The 19,117-nt window shown below is 50.1% G+C and carries 16 protein-coding genes and 2 riboswitches; of the genes, 6 read left to right on the forward strand and 10 right to left on the reverse strand.

Annotated elements, in window-relative coordinates; translation table 11 throughout:
* Positions 1-524 precede the first annotated feature (524 nt).
* The gene (locus BST81_RS01070; protein WP_083636545.1) at positions 525-1,091 is read right to left on the reverse strand and encodes a discoidin domain-containing protein; all 567 of its coding nucleotides are present in this window, start codon (positions 1,089-1,091) and stop codon (positions 525-527) included.
* 1,082 nt (positions 1,092-2,173) lie between these two features.
* Here BST81_RS01070 and BST81_RS01075 point away from each other — a divergent pair.
* Entirely contained in the window at positions 2,174-3,481 is a 1,308-nt protein-coding gene (locus tag BST81_RS01075) for a hybrid sensor histidine kinase/response regulator (RefSeq protein ID WP_075596682.1), read from the forward strand.
* A 395-nt stretch (positions 3,482-3,876) separates the two neighbouring features.
* Here the strand turns inward: BST81_RS01075 and BST81_RS01080 are convergent, their stop codons facing one another.
* Positions 3,877-4,032: an ATP-binding protein gene (locus tag BST81_RS01080; protein ID WP_083636547.1), complete on the reverse strand. Its 156-nt coding sequence runs from the start codon at positions 4,030-4,032 to the stop codon at positions 3,877-3,879.
* A gap of 38 nt (positions 4,033-4,070) precedes the next feature.
* Positions 4,071-4,439: a hypothetical protein gene (locus tag BST81_RS01085; protein WP_075596683.1), complete on the reverse strand. Its 369-nt coding sequence runs from the start codon at positions 4,437-4,439 to the stop codon at positions 4,071-4,073.
* Between the two features lie 585 nt (positions 4,440-5,024).
* Between BST81_RS01085 and BST81_RS01090 the strand changes: the two genes are divergently transcribed.
* The gene (locus BST81_RS01090) at positions 5,025-5,648 is read left to right on the forward strand and encodes a hypothetical protein (RefSeq protein WP_143780168.1); all 624 of its coding nucleotides are present in this window, start codon (positions 5,025-5,027) and stop codon (positions 5,646-5,648) included.
* A gap of 74 nt (positions 5,649-5,722) precedes the next feature.
* Positions 5,723-7,207: an acyl-CoA synthetase gene (locus BST81_RS01095; protein WP_075596685.1), complete on the forward strand. Its 1,485-nt coding sequence runs from the start codon at positions 5,723-5,725 to the stop codon at positions 7,205-7,207.
* A gap of 48 nt (positions 7,208-7,255) precedes the next feature.
* Here the strand turns inward: BST81_RS01095 and BST81_RS01100 are convergent, their stop codons facing one another.
* From BST81_RS01100 to BST81_RS01120, 4 genes are all read right to left on the reverse strand, one after another.
* Positions 7,256-7,675, reverse strand: coding sequence for a hypothetical protein (locus BST81_RS01100; RefSeq protein ID WP_075596686.1), 420 nt, complete (start codon positions 7,673-7,675; stop codon positions 7,256-7,258).
* 449 nt (positions 7,676-8,124) lie between these two features.
* Positions 8,125-8,568 carry a pentapeptide repeat-containing protein gene (locus BST81_RS01105; RefSeq protein WP_075596687.1) on the reverse strand — a complete coding sequence of 148 codons (444 nt, stop codon included), beginning with the start codon at positions 8,566-8,568 and terminating at the stop codon, positions 8,125-8,127.
* Positions 8,565-10,943 carry a GAF domain-containing protein gene (locus tag BST81_RS01110; RefSeq protein WP_083636550.1) on the reverse strand — a complete coding sequence of 793 codons (2,379 nt, stop codon included), beginning with the start codon at positions 10,941-10,943 and terminating at the stop codon, positions 8,565-8,567. The genes BST81_RS01105 and BST81_RS01110 overlap by 4 nt, the downstream gene beginning before the upstream one ends.
* A 247-nt stretch (positions 10,944-11,190) precedes the next feature.
* Positions 11,191-12,405, reverse strand: a complete 1,215-nt coding sequence (locus BST81_RS01120; protein ID WP_075596688.1) for an MFS transporter — start codon at positions 12,403-12,405, stop codon at positions 11,191-11,193.
* Between the two features lie 374 nt (positions 12,406-12,779).
* On the opposite strand from BST81_RS01120, the gene BST81_RS01125 reads away from it, so the two are divergent.
* Complete coding sequence (locus BST81_RS01125) at positions 12,780-14,015, forward strand: PQQ-dependent sugar dehydrogenase (RefSeq protein WP_216351167.1); 1,236 nt, start codon at positions 12,780-12,782, stop codon at positions 14,013-14,015.
* Here BST81_RS01125 and hypB read toward each other — a convergent pair.
* From hypB to BST81_RS01140, 3 genes are all read right to left on the reverse strand, one after another.
* On the reverse strand, positions 13,927-14,655 hold the full coding sequence (hypB, locus tag BST81_RS01130; RefSeq protein ID WP_075596689.1) for a hydrogenase nickel incorporation protein HypB: 729 nt from the start codon (positions 14,653-14,655) through the stop codon (positions 13,927-13,929). The genes BST81_RS01125 and hypB overlap by 89 nt on opposite strands.
* Before the next feature lie 109 nt (positions 14,656-14,764).
* On the reverse strand, positions 14,765-15,136 hold the full coding sequence (hypA, locus tag BST81_RS01135) for a hydrogenase maturation nickel metallochaperone HypA (RefSeq protein WP_075596690.1): 372 nt from the start codon (positions 15,134-15,136) through the stop codon (positions 14,765-14,767).
* A gap of 2 nt (positions 15,137-15,138) precedes the next feature.
* The gene (locus BST81_RS01140; protein WP_075596691.1) at positions 15,139-16,332 is read right to left on the reverse strand and encodes an agmatinase family protein; all 1,194 of its coding nucleotides are present in this window, start codon (positions 16,330-16,332) and stop codon (positions 15,139-15,141) included.
* Positions 16,333-16,409: 77 nt separating this feature from the next.
* Positions 16,410-16,636, reverse strand: a riboswitch (guanidine-I (ykkC/yxkD leader).
* Between the two features lie 241 nt (positions 16,637-16,877).
* Positions 16,878-17,004: riboswitch (guanidine-I (ykkC/yxkD leader) on the forward strand.
* Positions 17,005-17,215: 211 nt separating this feature from the next.
* Between BST81_RS01140 and BST81_RS01145 the strand changes: the two genes are divergently transcribed.
* Both BST81_RS01145 and BST81_RS01150 read left to right on the forward strand, forming a co-directional pair.
* Entirely contained in the window at positions 17,216-18,043 is an 828-nt protein-coding gene (locus BST81_RS01145) for an ABC transporter ATP-binding protein (protein WP_075596752.1), read from the forward strand.
* Positions 18,044-18,085: 42 nt separating this feature from the next.
* The gene (locus BST81_RS01150) at positions 18,086-19,099 is read left to right on the forward strand and encodes an ABC transporter substrate-binding protein (protein ID WP_075596692.1); all 1,014 of its coding nucleotides are present in this window, start codon (positions 18,086-18,088) and stop codon (positions 19,097-19,099) included.
* Positions 19,100-19,117 lie beyond the last annotated feature (18 nt).

Consider the following 19,117-nt stretch of genomic DNA (forward strand, 5'->3'; position numbering starts at 1 on the left):
TCTTGTATCCTGTTGCTTTTTAATGTTTATGTATTGTGTTATTCATGGGTGATATTATCGCGCTTGCTACCCTGGGAGGATGTTTGAAAAATATTTTTAGTAAGGATTTAAAAAATATTTGATGGTTAAAACTGCGACTCCGTGAATAAAGTCGTTGGAGTCAATATTCCTGTAATTTTCAGCTTCTGGCTGAACCGGATGCAGTTGGCTGCTGACCTGTAACAATTGGGTGAAGTGTATGCCTCTGATGATGTGTTGCGAGCAGAGAACGATCGGCTGATAAAACGCCTGAGGGAACTGGGAGAAGATCCTTTTGCTTGGGTTGCTTCTTTGAAAACTCCAGTTTTCGCAGATACAAAAAAGCCCCCGGCAAAACTGGGGGCTTTCTCTGTTGCACCATCCTCCGGGGTAACAATGGACTTTCGCAAACATCTTCCAAAATGCCCATCTTCGAAGATTCATACGCAAAATCCTGCGAAAGTGCGCTCTTTTTGCTACAAGGGGGCAGAGGATGGGAGTATCTTTCAATGTTGCATTTGCCGTCGCTTGAGCATGAGGCTTAGCCCAGCAACGGCTGAAATACCAAAAAATCCAAGCGGTTCCGGCACAGAAGTAGGAACGGAAGGAAGCTCTTGCAAAATTTGAAATTCTTTCCAACCGACCCAACTAGGGCTAATCGTTGTCTCAATTTTGACTTTTTGTGCCGTAACAGGGGACTGAAAAATATAACTTAGCAAAGACGAGTAAGCGGTATCCCCCTCCCAGGTAAAGTTGAATATCCCATCTAAGTAAATGTTGTGTTTTGTATAACCACTAGGCCACTGATCAACAAAACCCGTGATTTGGTTAATGGTTGAAGCTTGACCTAAATCAATTTCAATCCATTGAGGAGAAAACCAAGGAACATTGCCAGAATTCCATCCAGTATTGTTGTCTCCATCAATTGCTTTATCGGGTGACATTGATGGGAGCCAAGTGCTGCTGGCAGTAGCGGTTCCATTAGTTGCTAGGTTTATAGATGCCGCATCCGCAGAGCAAGTAAATAGTAACGATGCAAGAACAACGAATACAGAAGTATCGACTTGACGCATTTTTGAATCCCTCTCCTATCGATTGCTGTAGTAAACGGGCTCACCTACTGTGGTGTGCAACAGGCTTGTATTCCTGGTAAGGATTGTGGATTAAATAACCTCGATTTCTTCAGCCCTCACCCCCAACCCCTGACCCGCTCCCAAATTTGGGCCTATCCATCACGCAAAAGTCTCTCGAACTCATGCCTTGTCAAGCTTTTAGCATCCGGTTGCATCTGAACCAATCACAACTTTTGGGACTATTTCGCACCCAATAAGGGAGCGGAATTACGATTTCTTCGCTCTTCAGTCACAAATGGGCTGAAACTGGCACAACCGATTTCTAGACCCTAGTGCTACCAAGTACTGCAGAGAGATCTGCGTAATGGATAGCAAATTTGGGAAAGGGGGCAAGGAGGTGAGGGCAATCAGGAGTTTGATACTTTATTTAATTCTCATTCCTGACCTGGAAAATTACCTATTTCTACGGAGAAAACTGAAGGACACAGGATCTGTGTGATATCTTTACCAAATCTTCACTGTTCCAACAGGTTCTCCAGGCGTTGCATAAAAATGGGGTTTCGCTCTGCTCCAGCCAACCTACGGAAAAAGTTTTGTCAGTCAATCAGGGTATGGACTTTTCCCCCTTGGAAGCAGGGACTATTCATTCCGGGAAGGCAAAGAGCTTGGTCCAGGGATCTCGATCGAGGCTCAAGTCCCGTATGTTCGATCGCTGTCCCAGCCGCAGATCAGCCCAGAGGGTTGTTCCCCTTTAGGGAGGGCCGGGGTGAGTCCGCCTGGGCACGAGGGAGGGCAACGGCTGCTGGAAAATGAATTATCAAAATTTCATTTCCTCTAGCTTTTACTGCTGTTGCCCTGGAAGCAAAAAATGGGAATCTTACCCTTATAGGAATGAGCCTGATTGACGGGTGAATTGCTGTGGGGACAGGTTTATGAGTTCTATTCGGTTTCTGGGTAACCTCCCAGTAGGTTAGGGCTTATCCCTACCAACGATTGATCCTGTGAGGGTTATGCGATTCAGTGGCATCAAGTTGTGCCATTAATTTAGAGACAGTATGCGTGCCTGCTAATCTTTAACTCTTATGATTAACGCTGCGACATCCGCTAAGGATATCGTTCTGATTATCGATGACAAGCCTGATAACCTGCGTTTGCTATCAGATTTATTGGCTGAGCAGCAGTATCAGGTTCGGCAGGCCCTGCGGGGGGATGTGGCGTTGAAGGCGGCTCAGCTCAGTCCACCTGATTTGATCCTGCTGGATATTATGCTGCCTGGAATGAATGGGTATGAAGTTTGCCGCCAACTCAAGGCAGATGCTCGAACTCAGGAAATTCCGATTATTTTCTTGAGTGCTAAAGATGACGAACTGGATAAGGTCAAGGCATTCAGTGTGGGCGGGTCTGACTATATTGCCAAGCCATTTCAAGCCATTGAGGTGCTGGCCCGGGTAGAACACCATCTGCAAATCAGTCGATTGCAGCGACAACTACAGGAGCGAAATCAGCAACTGCAGGCCCAAAATACGTTGCTCCAGCAGGAGATTTACGATCGCGTCATTGCTGAAACGGCCCTGCAGACGCTCAATCAGGAACTGGAAGCCAAGGTTGAAGAACGAACATTACAGCTTAAAGCAGCTCTGGAAAAAGAGCAGCAGCTCAATGAGTTGAAATCCAAATTGCTCTCAACCCTGTCCCATGAATTTCGGACCCCCCTGGCTTCTATCAGTATGTCTACTGAATTGATACAGGAACGCCTGTCTCAGGCCATCGGGGATTGGGGAAACAAACAACTTCAGCGAATTATTGAGAATATCCAGCGGCTTACCCAGGTTTTGAATAATGCCACCCTTCTGGCCCTGATCGACTCCCACTCGCTGGAGATTCATCCAGTTTCTGTGAACCTGTTTGAATTCTGTGCCAAGCTGCTAAAAGGCTACCCAAAACGGGTCCTGAATACCCTGCATTCCCTGGAACTGGTGGAGAGTCAACCCTCCAGTCCAGTGCTAGTCACTGCAGACGCTTTTTTGCTGGAACACTTGCTAATGAACTTAATCCACAATGCAGTTCGCTACTCCCCAGGGGGTGGCCCAATCCTGCTGCGGGTTGGGTGCGAGGATGGGCAAGCAGTGTTGCAGGTTCGAGATAGCGGCATTGGGATTCCGGAGGATGAGCAGGGGAAGATTTTCGATCGGTTCTACCGGGCTGATAACGCCAACTCGATCCCTGGCACCCCTGGGGCTGGATTGGGATTGGCAGTTGCCTGGGAGGTGGCCCAGTTGCTCCAGGGAACCCTTGGAGTGGCAAGTGGGGCGGGCCAGGGAACAACGGTCACGGTCCACCTCCCCCTAACCCCGGCAGGCCAAATTCCTGATCGACTCATCTCATTTTAAGTCTCGCCCTCTATTCATAAGTCTAGCTTCAAGTTAATGAGTCTCATTTCAAGGGAATAGTTGAAATCAAGCAATCAGCTCACCAATAGCCAGCCTGAATTCCGGTAATGCTGCTTGCGTGGTTGCTGCCCCTGTGACATAGGGTTACTGGGCGTTGCTGAATAGAAGTATGATTTTCGTGCTTGAGCCTTATGCAGCCCTCACCCTAGCCCTCTCCCAAAGGAGAGGGAACAAGAGTTTTAGCTCCCTTCTCCTGCGGGAGAAGGGTTGGGGATGAGGGTAATTCATATTTGCATTCAGCAAAGCCGGTTACTGTAGCTAGCTTTTATCCCTCCTAACATGGTTTAAGCGAGACTCACTATCTTGTCATGAGTCTATTTTTGAGTAAATGAGTCTCATTTTGAATTGGATTTGAGTGGAATATTAACCTTAAAACAACTGCCCTGGCCGAACTGACTTTCTATCGTGATATGCCCTCCATGCAGCTCTACCAGGCGTCGCACCAGAGCCAGCCCAATCCCAACTCCCAGACCCACTGGCCTATGAGCCATATCTCCTAAGAGGGGATTTATAGCTATCGCCTCTTGGGTTAGGACTCCTGTTGCTTCGAATCCTCTATCTGACCCAGGTATGGATCTAAGGGAATAGGCTGGCTCATCTTGTTGAGCACGGTCTGGATCTCGGCTAGGAAATCAAACTCGAACCGTTTTTGGGAAGATAGAATTCGCTTCAAGGCATCCACCACAATTTGCTCACAGACCTCTGGGGTCATTCCCGTTTGTTGCTGGTGGGCAAGCATGAAGCGTTGCAGGAAGTAGGCATACCCACCAGCCAGAAATCCGGTCAACATGGCGGTTTGCTGGTGCAGGTCTTCGACTTCTGCGTACAGGTCATCAATTTCTCGATTTAAGGATTGAAGGTCTTCGCGATCGTCTGCCCCTGGTATATTTTGCGCCATGCCCCATTCCCCTTACTGCCCTCATCTCTCTCTAGATTACCGGAGTTTGGGGCAGGAAAGAGCGCATGAAGCGCACAGGGGGAGATGTCCTGTCTCTTTCCCGCCACATCTTTGGACTGACGAAAATTTTTTGTCTACCTGCGCTGAAATTGGGAAGCTTCGTCACATTGAAGACCACTTTGTGGGGTTTCCCCAGTCACATCTATTGCAGGGGCTTTTTATTTGCATAAATGGGACTGGGGAGGCGTATTCTCTGCATTAATCTCTCCATCACTGAAAATTGGTTGTTAAGAGTTGCTGCATCGGGCTGGAAAAACCAATATCTTCCAGCAATAGCAGATATGGTGTTTATAGAGGATACTCTCTGTCCGATCAGAGATTTACACAACACCTCAGGACACCTCAGTTAGATAGTATTACCCATGCCATTGACAACCCCTGCCGCGATTTTGGGGCTGTTCAGAGAGTCATCCTGATGCTCATAGACGCGCTCTATAGTCAGGGAGTTTAACCATGGTTTCTCAGCTTCTGAAAATATCTCTTACTGCTGCTGGAGCGGCCCTGATTGGGTTGGGCATATCCAGTATGGCGATGCCTGTTGCCCAGGCGGCTACGATCGTCAATGGCCTGACCTTTTCCGTTGCTAATTCTTGGGGCCAGGGCGTGGGATCCAATAGCCTTTTGGGCAAGGCTGAAGTGGGTCACTACTCCTTTACAGAAGCCCGTGGCCTTGCTGAATATAATCTGGCCGGTCTGACCCCTGGATCTGCCTCGATCACCTTCAATGTCTTTAAACTGAGTGGTTTAATGACCTCTACTACATTCTTTCCATTTATTAGCAACATTAAAATTGTTGCTTACAGTGGCAATAACCAGGCGGACATTGCTGATTTTCAGGCTCCAATAATCGGGACAGTAGATGAGTTCAATACGGTAAGCCTCTTTTTAGGTAAGACCCTAACTTTTGATATTTCCTCAATTTATAATACTGCCCTTGCGAATAACCTGTCGTCTCTGGGAATTCGTCTGCAACTTGAGCCAATACAGCCACCAGGATCAATCTCCTTTATTAAGGGAGCTGTGATCTTTGATGACTTTCGTCTGACTGTGGACAATCAAACGGCAGGGGTGCCTGAACCCATGATGGTGGGTGCACTGTTGCTGTTCAGTTTCGTTGTTACTCGTTGGAACCAACATCGTGTAAATTGACGAAGTTACTGGATAGAAGCCGCTTTAATGTTAAATGTGAGGTAGCTCAATTCATTCTTAAGCGGTGCAGCAACGTGGATCTTCCCCTGATTGGCCGAGCCAGAGCAATTGAAGCAAAAACTGCGATCGTGGCCGCTGAAGGAACCTTCACCTATGGAGCGTTACTCCGCAGGTCTGGGCAAATTGCTACGATGCTTTTAGAGGACACCGTTGATTTACAGTCACAGCGGGTGGCATTTCTGATTCCCTCTGGGTTTGAGTATGTTGCCACCCAGTGGGGGATCTGGCGGGCCGGGGGCGTGGCGGTTCCCCTATGTGTGGTCCATCCCCGGCCTGAACTGGAGTACGTGATTGCGGATGCAGCAGCAACGATCGTCCTGGCCCATCCCGATTTTGAGGCGATTCTGCGCCCCGTTGCTGAGGCACGAGGGCTGCGCTTTATCCTCACCTCGGACCCACTCCCGGTTCAGGAGGGGAGTCTACCCGTGGTGGACCTGAGCCGACGGGCGCTCATCCTTTATACCAGTGGGACAACCGGAAAACCCAAGGGGGTGGTGACCACGCACCAAATCATCCAGGCCCAGGTCACGAGCCTGATTACGGCCTGGGGATGGACGGCGTCCGATCGCATCCTGCATGTCTTACCTCTGCACCATATTCATGGCATTATCAATGTCCTTACCTGCGCCCTCTGGGCTGGGGCAGAGTGCCACATGTTGCGGAAGTTTGAGGTCCAAAGGGTGTGGGATGGGATCATGGCGGGTCATCTCACCCTGTTTATGGCTGTTCCAACGATTTACGCCAAGTTGATTGCAGGCTGGGAGGCCGCAACGGCAGATCAACAACAGCAGATGTCTGAGGGTTGTGCGGCTCTGCGGCTGATGGTGTCGGGGTCAGCGGCTCTCCCGGTGCGAGTGCTGGAGCAGTGGCAACGGATCAGCGGCCATTTCCTCCTGGAGCGCTATGGTATGACGGAAATTGGTATGGCCCTTTCCAACCCCTTAGAGGGACAGCGGTGCGCGGGATATGTGGGTCAACCCCTGCCCCAGGTGGAGGTGCGCCTGCTGGATGAGCAGGGCACGATCGTCCGGCCAGGGGTGCCGGGAGAGATTCAGGTCAAAGGTCCTGGGGTGTTTCTGGAATACTGGCAAAGGCCGGAAGCAACAGCCAAGGCATTTCAGGATGGCTGGTTTTGCACCGGAGATCTGGCCGTGGTGGAAGCGGGTAACTACCGCATTCTGGGCCGTATTAGCGTGGATATTATCAAAACAGGGGGATATAAGGTATCAGCCCTGGAAATTGAGGAAGTCCTGCGGACCCATGATGAGATTCAGGATTGTGCCGTGGTGGGGGTGGCCGATCCAGAGTGGGGCGAGCGAGTCTCTGTGGCTCTGGTATTGCGATCGGAGAGTACGCTGACCCTGGCTACCTTACGAAGTTGGGCCAAGGAACGGCTGGCTGCCTACAAAGTACCGGCTCAGATGGTGACGGTTGCCGAACTGCCACGTAACGCAATGGGTAAGGTAACGAAGCCAGAGGTGGTTCAGCTATTTAACTGAGGCCAAGACCCCCGCCCCCTCGGACACAAGCCATTGATGAACCCTATATCAGAGCCGAATCACGAATTGAGACTCGGAGTTGCGAGATCTTTCCACGCGCTGAAGCAAAAGTAAGTCATCCAACTGATCAAAAGAGAGTAATCTCCGGGCAATTAAAATTTCTCCTAAGCGCCTGTGGGAATATTCTTGTTCCGCCAGAACAGAATGCAATTGCTGCGGCGTAATGATTCCCCGGATAACCAGCATGGAACCTAACAGGGTGGGATCCTGATTCAGGATGTCCTGCTCTAGCAGGAAATGATCTAATTCGTCAAAAGTCAGGACCCTTTTCTCGATCAAAATTTGCCCTAAGCGCTTTCTACTGGTTCCCTGTTCTGCCAGAGCAAGAATCAATTGATCCCTCGAAATTATGTTTTTCTTGACCAGGATTTCTCCCAGTAATGTCTTCTTTAAGTTCAGTGTTTGCATAGATCCAGGCAATTCTCTATAACTGATTGGAGGGGATTTAAGAAGTGAAATACCTTTGCTTAGCGATAGTTTGAGTGACAAAGAAGATCAAATATACTCCAGTTCACTCAGTAGCACGGTAGATAAAGCATGTATATTTAAGCACCTCTCAGGCATTCCTTGAAGTTATTATTGCCATCTGCAAATGGGAAATGGAAATTCTGCGGCCATCTTCATCATTTTTTGATAAAAAAGCACCGACATCGCCCCAATATGAAGGTTGTGTCGCAGTTCTCTGAATTAGGACGATCCCTCCCCATCCATAAATTGCGGGACCCGCAATGTTTTGACCTTGCCTGGAAAGGGTTTTAATAAAACATGGCCTAAAATTGGACTAAATCTTAGCTAGTTTTTTTGTACTACTTTCCGATTGATGGGGGTTTTCTGGAATTGAGCTGACTCCTGCCTTTTTATAACCGAATTCCACGTAGATTGGCCCCACTTAAGGTGGCCCGGCTCAGATCCGCGTCCGTCAGCACAGCTTCACTCAGGTCCGCCTGGGTTAAATCAGCCCCGTGCAGTGAACTATGGCGCAGATCCGCCGCATGCAAATTACTTCCGAGCAGAATCGCTCCACTCATTTCGGTATTGATCAATGTAGCCTTGGCCAGGAAAGCCCCTGTCAGATTGGCTCTGGTTAAATCAGCCTGGGAGAGGTCAACCGCTTCCATGGTGACATAGCTCAAATCTGCGCCGCAGAGAAAAGCCCCCTGGAGAGAAACCTCGGTCAAAAGGGCACGGCTAAAATCAGCATGACTCAGGTCAATATGACTCAGATTGACCCCCACCAGGTGAATGCCAGAGAAATTGCGTTCCCCTGCTGCGTATCGCTCTATCAGTTCAGATCCATTCATGCGATCGTCCCTCCCTCTTGCGTACCTTGTGATGACTCATCCCAGTGAGCAGGCAATTCCACCGTAAAACAAGTTTGCCCAGAACCACTCTCTGCCCAAACAGTTCCCCCCAGATAATTGGATAACTTTTGGACTAGAGCCAGTCCCAGCCCCGTCCCCCCATGTTTCCAGGGATCGGCACTGGGAATGCGATAAAAGCGATTAAACACAGTATCCAATTCGCTGGCAGGGATTTCGATACCGGTATTGCTCACCCTGATCCGAAACCTGCCCGAGTCCGTTAACTGGACGGCAATGTCAACCCGCTCCTGTGCAGGGGTGAACTTGTACGCATTGCTAAACAACTCTCCGATCAAACGGTTAAACAGAAACAGATCAGAAAACAGAGGCGGTAAGGTTGCAGCAACGTCAAGTATCCAAGTTTGCTGACGACTGGTAAAGCGCTCCTCATAGGTTTCAACCACCTGGGGTAACCAGTCCTGCAGGAGAATTTTACTCACGATCAGGGGTTGGGTATTAGCATCCAGTTGCTGCAACATCAGCAAATCATTGATCAGGTTAATCTCCCGATCGCATTCCTCCGCCAAGATCTTCAAACAGCGGGCCACCTTATCTGTTTTTCTGGAGGTGCCAGATTTCCAATTCTCAGCCGGGAGGACGTGCAGTTCACGCAGGATCATTTCCAAGAGTTGGGTTGACATCTTAATGTTGGAAAGAGGAGTCCTGAGTTCGTGGGAGATGGTACTGAGAAAATCGTCCTTCAGAAGGTTGAGCTTTTGTAACTCCTGAATCTGGCTTTGGGCTTTTTGATAAAGCCGGGATTGTCGGATGGCGATCGCACATTGATTGGCGACCTGCTGCACCAGTTGGATTTCCTGCCGATTAAAACAATAGTCACTGTGATGCAGGAGCCAGAGATCCCCCAGGATTTGCTGTCCATCCGTAATCGGGCAAGCCAGTAAAGAGATCCGCTCTCCCGCCGGATAGGTTGCGAGGGGGCAAAACTGTAGGGGCTTCCCCTGCAACAGGGAGTCATAGATCTCTACAAAGTCTGCCATTAAGATGTTGTACTGATTGCACAAGCAGCTATTCGCTGCATATTCGTAATAGACCGTTGCTATTCTTTGGGAAATATTGTAGAGACTGGTGTGACAACTTTTGAGATTCAGCGTCAGCGATAATTCTCGAATCGCCGTTTGCAGAATAATGTTTTCATCCAGAGTGTCCCGCACTTTCTCCGTAATCCGCCACAGGACGGCCTCTGAACCGAGTGCCCGTTGAAGTTGTGTGGTGCGCTGCTGAACCTGAGATTCCAAATCCGTATTCAGAGTCTGCAATTCTTGATAGAGTTCTGCCTGATGAATCGCGACAGCAAGCTGATGCTCAATCCGCTGTAATAACTCAATTTCCCATAACTGCCATTGACGGACCTCGCTACATTGGTGGGCAATTAATAACCCCCAAACAAATTGACCAGAAGGAGCTGGTACGAGATAGCTGGTTTGATCCTCCAAGGCAAACAGGATTGGCATAACCAGTTGGGCCTTGACCTCGAATGTTTCTAAAAGCTGAACATAAGCCGGATCAAGCTCTGATTGATGAATATTGCTGATCGCCTGATAATGTCCCATCTGGTACAACTTTGTATGGGCCAGGGGAAAATTTCCAATTTCCCAACCCAGAAGGGATGCATACTGCGGTGAGCAGGCCTCAGCCACGATCGAACCCACCACATAGGAAGGAGCATTCATTTGACAAATAATCACCCGATCAGCCAGCAAAAACTGCTGTACTTGCTCCACCGTTGCTTGCAGAACCTGTTGCAAATCAAGAGATTGACGAATGTTATAAGTAACGGCTTCTATTAATCTTTCCTGTGCCGTTTGAAACTGTAAAGCTATCTCTGTTTGATGCTGTTCTTCCTCGCTGTGCTCCTGCTCAAAAAGTGTAGATTTTTGCTCACTAATATCAACAATTAAACCATCACAAATAGTCTCCTGCTGACTATTCTGTCTTGCTTTTCCATTGATTTGAACCCACTTAATCTGTCCGGAAGGCAGGAGAATCCGTCCCTTCCATTTCAGGGGCTGTAATGTTTGTAGGGTTGTTGCAACTGCATTTCTCCAGGAAAGAACATCTTCTGGATAAATGCTCGCTTCAATTGGATTCTCAGAGGTTAAGGCAGTTTCCGGCTCAGCTTCAAATAGTTCGCGAAAGCCCGAACTGACATACGATACCTGAATGCTCCCATTCACCTGAATGATTCTGTAGACAACACCAGGAAAATCAAAATCACGAAACCAGTCTATTCTGTGCTGGGATGGGTCATTCTGGAACGGGTCATTTTGAGCATGGGCAGCAGTAGGAATGGACATAAACGCTTATGTTCGGCTCAGCCGATAGATAGCTGCGAACCTGCACTCTCCTTGTAATACCAATTTAAACTGTGATGGCAGCACACCTTTTTTGGCCAGGTGTTGTCAGCAATCCCTCGGATGAGATAGCCGACGGCAACCCACTTTAATCGGCATACCTTAATAATTCCCAGGATGAGGCAGAAAAGATAAATAGAAAGAAATTCTTAAGAAGTCATATAGGAAGTTTCAGGTGCCTCACCTCAGCCTATCGGCAGTTCAGGGTGGATTTTAATCTCAGGGCAAATCCGGCAGTCAACAGGGTCAACAGGGCTGTAACCCAGAAAGGCATGCTGTAGCTAATCCCCACTAAAATCCCTGCGACTGCCGGTCCCAGCGCATTCGAAATACTCAGATAAGATGCATTAATTCCCTGTACCTCTCCCTGCTCCCGATCGTTGCTGTTGATCGACAGCATGGAACTGATCAACGGCATCGGAAAAGAATTGGTAATTCCCAGCAATCCAGCCAGCACAATAAAGGCTGGCAACGATGGAAAAAGGGGAATCAGCAGGAAAACCAAGGCCCGCCCTGCGATCGCCCCCGCCAGCACATCCACCAGGTTAAACCGTTTGGTCAGCGGATCGACCGCAAAAACCTGGGTCAGGACACCGACGACCCCAATCAAGGTAAAGACGATCGCCAGGGTATGTGCATTTTGACGCAGGACATGCAGAAAAAATGGCTGGAATGCAAAGGTGAAAATGGTAAAAGTAAACCCACTCATAAATGTCAGCATGAATGCAGGGCCAATTTTGGGACGCTGCACAGCCCGCAGGATTTTACCGAAGCGGAATATCCCCCAATTCAGGTGCAGGATTTCTCGGCGAGGCAGGGTTTCTGGCAGGAGCAGTGTCGTCAGAACTACCGCAATCAGAGCGATCGCCGCACCAACAAAGAAGCTCATTCCCAGGGGAGAAACCCCCGGAAACGTGGGTAGAGACTGGGCAAAATAGCTGATCGCAGGTCCGGTCACAAAGCCCAGGCGGAAAGCTGCATCAAATAGCCCAAAAGCTTTGGGACGATCGGCAGGGGTGGTGGTGTCACTGATCACGGCCTGGGCTATGGAGGTATTCCCCCCGGTCAAACCATCCATAATGCGAGCAGCAAAGAGCAACCAGGCAAAAGGGGTAAAGCTGGCAACCAGATTTGCGATCACCGTTCCGATCAAGCTGATGACCAGCAGAGGCTTCCGACCCATAAAGTCAGAGAAGCGGCCCAGGACAGGAGCCGCTAAAAACTGCGAAATGGCATAGCTAGTAGTCAGAAGACTGGCCTGGAAGTCGCTCAGACCAAATTCTTTGGCGTAGGGATACAGAATCGGAATGATGATTGTAAAGCTAACAGAGTTGATAAACGCGATCAGGGCAATGATCCAGAATTTCAGAGGCAGGTCAAACTTTGCTTTCAGGGCTCTGAGCAAGGGTGGATGCTCCTTTAGCTAGCACATTCAATGGGTTGAGTATCGCACACCTGCTTGCTGAATAGAGTTGAATCGTGGGACTTACTTATTCTTACTTGGACCCAAAAATAGAAATTGAGTCTCAATTTGAGATATTAATCTCTTACAATAAGTCTTATTGTATTTATATTGGACTTAAAAAGATTGATTGAGTCTCAAAATAAGATATGAATTTGGGTTGATGCCTTAAAAAGAGACTCATTGTATTGATTTTAGACTTAATGATATAGATTGAGTCTCATTCCAAGACAAAGGCAGCAGCAGTTCTAGCTGGAATTCTGAATGGGTTTAGGACTTGCTATAATGGCGACCGACTCAGAGCAAGGAGCGTAGTGATGATGGTTTTACAGCAGGCTCTGATGGCGATCGTACTCTCCGCTGTCCAGGCAGGTCATTCCTTCGCTCCCAGGGCAACGAATCCGCCGATCGCGGCAACTCGATCCGGACTCAAGCCAAATCGAATTTCCCTGAGCAAGGGTAGGAGTTTTAACCTTTACCTCCCGTCAGAATTGCGCATCACTGTTGCTGCTCAGGGGCTGAAGCGAGTTCGGTTTATGGCTCCCAGTCCCGATGGTCGGATTTTTGTCACCGATATGCATGACAAAACCGACAACCAGAAGGGCAAAATCTATATTCTGCAAGACTTTGATACTAAGCAGAACCGCTTCCGTCAGGTCATTCCCTATCTCACAGGGTTACGCAATCCGAACAGCATCACCTTTCATACCGATCGAGCAGGTCTGCAATGGCTTTACGTGGCCCTGACCGATCGACTGGTGCGCTACCCCTACCGCAATGGGGATAACGCTCCCTCCGGTAGTTTGCAAGTCGTGGCCCAGTTTCCAGCCTATGGCCTGAGCTACAAGTATGGCGGTTGGCACCTGACCCGCACCGTGCTGATTGCCAATGAGAAAGTGTATGTTTCAGTGGGCAGCAGTTGTAATGCCTGTGAGGAAAAGGAAGCAGTTCGAGCGACAGTGTTAGAAATGGATCTGGATGGCAAAAATCAGCAAATTTTTGCTAGCGGCTTGCGCAATGCGGTGGGCCTCAAGTGGGTGGAAGGGCAGTTGTTTGCCACCAACATGGGCTCCGATCATCTGGGGGACGATCGGCCAGAGGAAACTTTTTATGCCCTCAAACCCCAGCAAAACTATGGCTGGCCCTACTGTTATCAATACCAATCTCGCCTCTACGCCGATCCCCAATTTCAATCCTCTTCCAAGCGGGTGAATTGCGGCACCGTTCCCCTGGCTACCACGACCTTCCCTGCCCACAGTGCGCCCCTGGGCCTGGAATATTTTGAGTCTACTTCCCCGATCACGAGCCTAAAAGATTCTTTCCTGGTGGCCCTGCATGGCTCCGGCAAAATTAGTCTGGGCCGGGGTTATCGGGTCATTCGGGTCCGTCCAGGCACCTCCCCCCAGGACTTCATCACCGGCTTCCTACAGCAGGGCAGAGTCTATGGCAGACCTGTGGATATTCTCAAATTTGGGCCAGCGGCGTTTCTGCTGACAGATGACGATGGGGGCGTGATCTATTACATTTGGAAACCTGCTGCCGCACCCAATTAAACCAGGCATCCAGCCCCTCTCCCGTCCGAGCCGAAACAGGGATAATTGTTGCCTGGGAATTCATCTGGCGAATATTAGCCTCAATCCGTTGCAAATCAGCCTCCAGATAGGGAGCCAGATCCATCTTCGTGATCAGCAGACAATTCGCCTCCCGAAACATGATCGGGTACTTCAGAGGCTTGTCTTCCCCTTCCGTAAGGCTGAGCAGGGCCACTTTGGCATGTTCTCCCACCTCAAATTCCGCCGGACAAACCAGGTTGCCCACATTCTCCACAAACACCACCTCCAATTCAGCCGGATTATGCTCCTGCTCCAGGCGATGCAGACCACCGGCCACCATTTTGGCATCCAGATGGCACGATCGACCGGTGTTGATAGCGATCACCGGCACCCCATACTGGCGCAGGCGATCGGCATCCAGTTCCGTCGTCATATCCCCCTCGATCACTGCCAGTTTTAGTTCAGAGCTGAGGGTCGCCAGGGTCTTTTCCAGTAGCACCGTCTTCCCAGCACCAGGACTGCTCATGAGATTGAAACAGGTGATACCCCAGGCATCAAAATGAGCCCGGTTATGGTCAGCCCCGGCCTGATTGGCATGGAGCAAATTGATTTCCAAAGCAGCGTCAAAGGTTTGGTGCATAGAGGATTTAGGGTTAGAAGAAGCGTTGCAGGCAATACCTGTACGGGGAGTGATTGTCTTGGGAGGAGTGGCCCTGCGGGCCGTGATGGGACAGGCGTTGCCTGGGTCTCTACCAGGACATTTTGCACGCGGTATCCGCATAATCAATGCCATCGATTTTCAATTCCCGGCCCGATCGAATCTCCTCCATCGGCGATCGACAAGTCGGGCACGTATACTGGGTGCCAATCTGAGGCTCATACTCCTGTTGGCAAGCGTGGCAGAAAGCAATCAGGGGCGTCTCCCGAATCACCAGTTCTGCTCCGGCCAAAAAGGTATTGCGAGTCTGCACCTCGAAGGCAAATTGCAGACTCACCGGCTCCACACAGGTAAACTGACCCACCACCAGATGCACTCTGGCAATGGACGGACGATCGGGCTGGGCTTCCCACCAGTCCCGGATCGTCACAATCAAGGCCCGAGTCATATCCGTTTCATGCATACTCAGGTCCAATCCACCAGTTCTGGTTGGGCTTCGGGATGAATATAGGCAGGCTTGGCCTTGCGGGGCAGTTGGCCGGAGAGAACCAGGTGAGCCAGGGCATCACAGATGACGCGGGTGGCCATCAGGGAGGTGATGTCACTGATGTCGTAGGGGGGCGACACTTCCACCACCTCCAGCCCACAGACGGGAGCCCGCCGGATGATCTTACCCAGCAGGGCCAGGGCCTCCCGGGGCAGCAAGCCCCCCGGTTCTGGCCAGCCTGTGCCGGGGACAAACCCAGCATCAATACAGTCAATATCAAAGCTGATGTAAACACAGTCCGTTCCATCCATTGCCCGCTCCAGGGCAAACTCTACGGCGGCATCAATGCCCATTTCCGTAATGTCCGTAACCGTGAGGATATTGGTGGCCCGTTCCCGGCAGACCTTCACCCCCTGACGGGGCACTTGCCAGCCCCCGATCCCCAACTGCACCAGGTTTTTAGCCGGAGCATTCTTCATATTGGTGGCATGGAACCAGGGACAGGTGTGCATCCGCTCATCCAGGTCCGTTTCCTGGGTATCCACATGGCGATCGAAGTGAATAATCCCCACTTTCTTGTCTCCCAGGTGGCGGCAGACGCCTCGCACTGTGGGAAAGCCGATCGAGTGGTCGCCCCCCAGAATGATCGGAAATGCTCCCGAACTGAAGATATGGGCCACCCCTCTGGAAATCTGGTCAAAGGACTTCTCGTTATTAGCCGGAATGGTAAAAATATCCCCCACATCACAGAGGGTAATCTGTTCCCGCAGGTCAACCCCCAACTCAAAGTTGTAGGGGGTATAGAGGGCTGAGATGCGGCGGATACCCTGTGGTCCAAAGCGAGTTCCTGGACGGTAGGTTGTACCGGAGTCGTGGGGCACCCCCACCACCGCCACATCATATTCACCCACCCGGCGCACATCCTCCAGATAGGGGGCTTTCAGAAAGGTATTAATCCCGGCATAGTGAGGCAGTTCCCCTCTGGAGAAGGTGGGAATGGAGCGATCGCGAATACTCTCTGCTGCCTCCAACCCATACTCCAATCCTCGGGACACTTCCTGTTGCCAGCCCGTCAGGGGGAGGCGGCTTTCCAATTCCAGGGCTCGGCTGGCTTCCGTGGAGGGAGTTTCACCTCCAGCATTGGGGTTCTGAAAGAGAGGGGCATCTGTCATGGCATAGCTCCAGAATGATGGTGATGATCAACACAAAAGCCCAGGAAAGCAGCAACTCATTCGACACGGTTGCCTGTCTCTCCCGGGCTTTTATCCCGCCGTGTAACTGCCATCTCCTTTTACAGGAAGACCTTAGGATCACGAATTAAATAAGATGAACAATTGGGGTGCAGGGGTGTTGCCCCTGCTTGGGGGCTTCGCCCCCAAACCCCTACTTTATTTAGTTTTCGATCCTTAGCAGCTTACCTCTCTCGGACCAGACACTTAAGCTGGGGTTTAAGTCGGAACCCTAGAGGTATGTTTAATGTTTGGCTTTGAGCAATCGTAGCAGGGAACGCTACTTTATATCCTTGCTCAGGTATCCTGGACTTCTCGACACATTCTAAATCAAGGTGCTGAAAATTGATGCCTTGGATTCCCTAAATTCAGCCCCTATGGCAATAAATTGACATTTCGTTATTTTCGATACAAAAATAGCCCAATTAAGCAGCTATACCATTGTCTATTGCTAAAAAGGTTCTGAAAAGTTTAAGAATTTCTCAATTTCATAAGATCTCTAGGGTTCCGACCTGTAACTGAAATGGGTGGCTGGTCCGAGAGGGGTCGGTTTATCAGATTTTCCGGTATGGAAAAGCTAGATAGATTACACGGCGGGATAAAAGCCCGGGAGAGTTGTACAGCCCCTGCTGTTCTCTCCTGGGCTTTTGCATCTACTGGATTTCAGTTCATAGGGGTTGCCTGATTTGACAAGCCAGGATTGCCTGGAAAAATGACTTGACAACATAACCGTTTAGCAATTTACAGAAATTTTCTTCAGAACGCTTATAGTCATTCCTCAGGAGCTTTTCTCCCAATGTTAATTACCCATTCCAGGCATCAAAAGATGCATCAGCAAACTGCAAGCCGTACCCCTTTCAGTGAATCACCCCTGACCTCAGCCGCAAAACTATCTGTGCAGGGGGTCTATAAAACCTATGCCACAAGGGGGAAACAGAAACTAACTGTTTTGCAGGATATCAATTTTGAGATCTTCCCCCGGGAGTTTGTCTGTCTCGTGGGCTCCTCCGGCTGCGGCAAGTCTACCCTGCTGAACATCATTGCCGGACTGATTCCTCCTTCCGAAGGCCGGGTGACGGTGGATGGGCAATGCGTCACGGGGCGTCCTGGCTCCGATCGGGGCATGGTATTCCAGGGCTATACCCTCTATCCCTGGCTCACTGTAGCCCAGAACGTGGCCTTTGGCCTGCAGTTCCAGGGGATGCCCAAAGCGGAGCAGCGGGAGCGGGTACGCTATTTCCTGGATGTGGTAGGTCTGGGGCAGTTTGCCCACAGCTATCCCAAGCAATTGTCTGGCGGGATGAAACAGCGGGTGGCGATCGCTCGGGCTTTGGCCAATGAACCGGCTGTTCTACTGATGGATGAACCGTTTGGAGCCTTGGATGCCCAGACCAAAGAACAGATGCAGCAATTCTTGCTGGAATTGTGGGAGCGGACCCATGTCACCGTGCTGATGATTACCCACGATGTGGAAGAAGCCATCTACTTGTCTCAACGGGTTTATGTCATGGGCTCCCGTCCAGGCTATATCCAATCTGAGATTACGATTCCCCTACCGGAACACCGCGATCTAGATATCAAACTCTCTTCCGAGTTTGTTGCTGTTAAACGGCAAATTATTCATGCATTGCGTGATGATGCATTAACTGCATAGCCTCTATTCGTAATTTATCCAGTATTATTCACAGGCATATCCATGCTGAAAGTTTCCTCTTGGCTTCGTTGGATCGCCCTGGCGATCGTCTCTCTCTGTCTAACCATTGCCTGCTCCCAGCAGCCCACCCCCAATACCCCGACAACAGGCAGTTCCCCCCAATCCCAGCCCATCGTTTCAGCCACCAATAACTGGGTCGGATATTCCGGTCACCACGTTGCCGTCGGCAAAGATTTCTTCTCCCAGGAAGGGCTAAAAGTGCAGGATCTTTACTTCCAGAGCGCCAGCGAACAGATTACGGCATTTCTGGCTGGCAAGATTGATATGGGCTGGTTCACCTCCGGAGATGCAGTCCAGATGGTGGCGAAAGATCCCACAATTAAGATCATTTATCTGGTGGACTATTCCAATGGAGGAGATGGAATTCTGGGCCGTAATATCAAAGTCCCCCAGGACGTGAAAGGAAAGACGGTAGGCCGAGAGAATATTTTGTTTGAACGCATCCTCCTGCAGGCTTATTTACAAAAAGGTGGATTAACCGAGCAAGATGTTGTCATCAAAGATCTGGCTGCAGCAGACGCGGCAGCGGCTTTTACAGCGAAGCAGGTTGATGTAGCGGTGACTTACGAGCCCTTCCTGTCCCAAGCCGTCAAGCAAGGGGGCGGCGAAGTTATTTTTTCCACAAAAGACACCAACCTGATTGCCGATGTGGTAGTTGTGCGGGAAAAATTCCTGCAAGAGCGTAAAGCAGACATCAAGGCATATTTTCGCGCCGTAGACAAAGCAGTGAAGTTGCTCAACAGTGGGGATGCCGAAGCCCTAAAAATCTCAGGGACAAAACTGGGTGTGACTGGCGATGAAGTCAAAGAACAACTGACTGGAGTGAAGTTGTTCGACCTGGAGGGCAACAAGTCCATTGGGTTCAACAAGAGCAATCCCCAAAGTTTGATCGGCAATCTGGAACTGACAGCAAAGGGGGCCTATGACTTCAAAATTGTGCCCCAACCCATGAAAGCTGAGTCCCTGTATGACGACTCAGTTGTGATGGCCAGTTAACTCCCTTGTTCCTGCCCT

It is taken from the genome of Leptolyngbya sp. 'hensonii' (assembly GCF_001939115.1).
Classification (GTDB): domain Bacteria; phylum Cyanobacteriota; class Cyanobacteriia.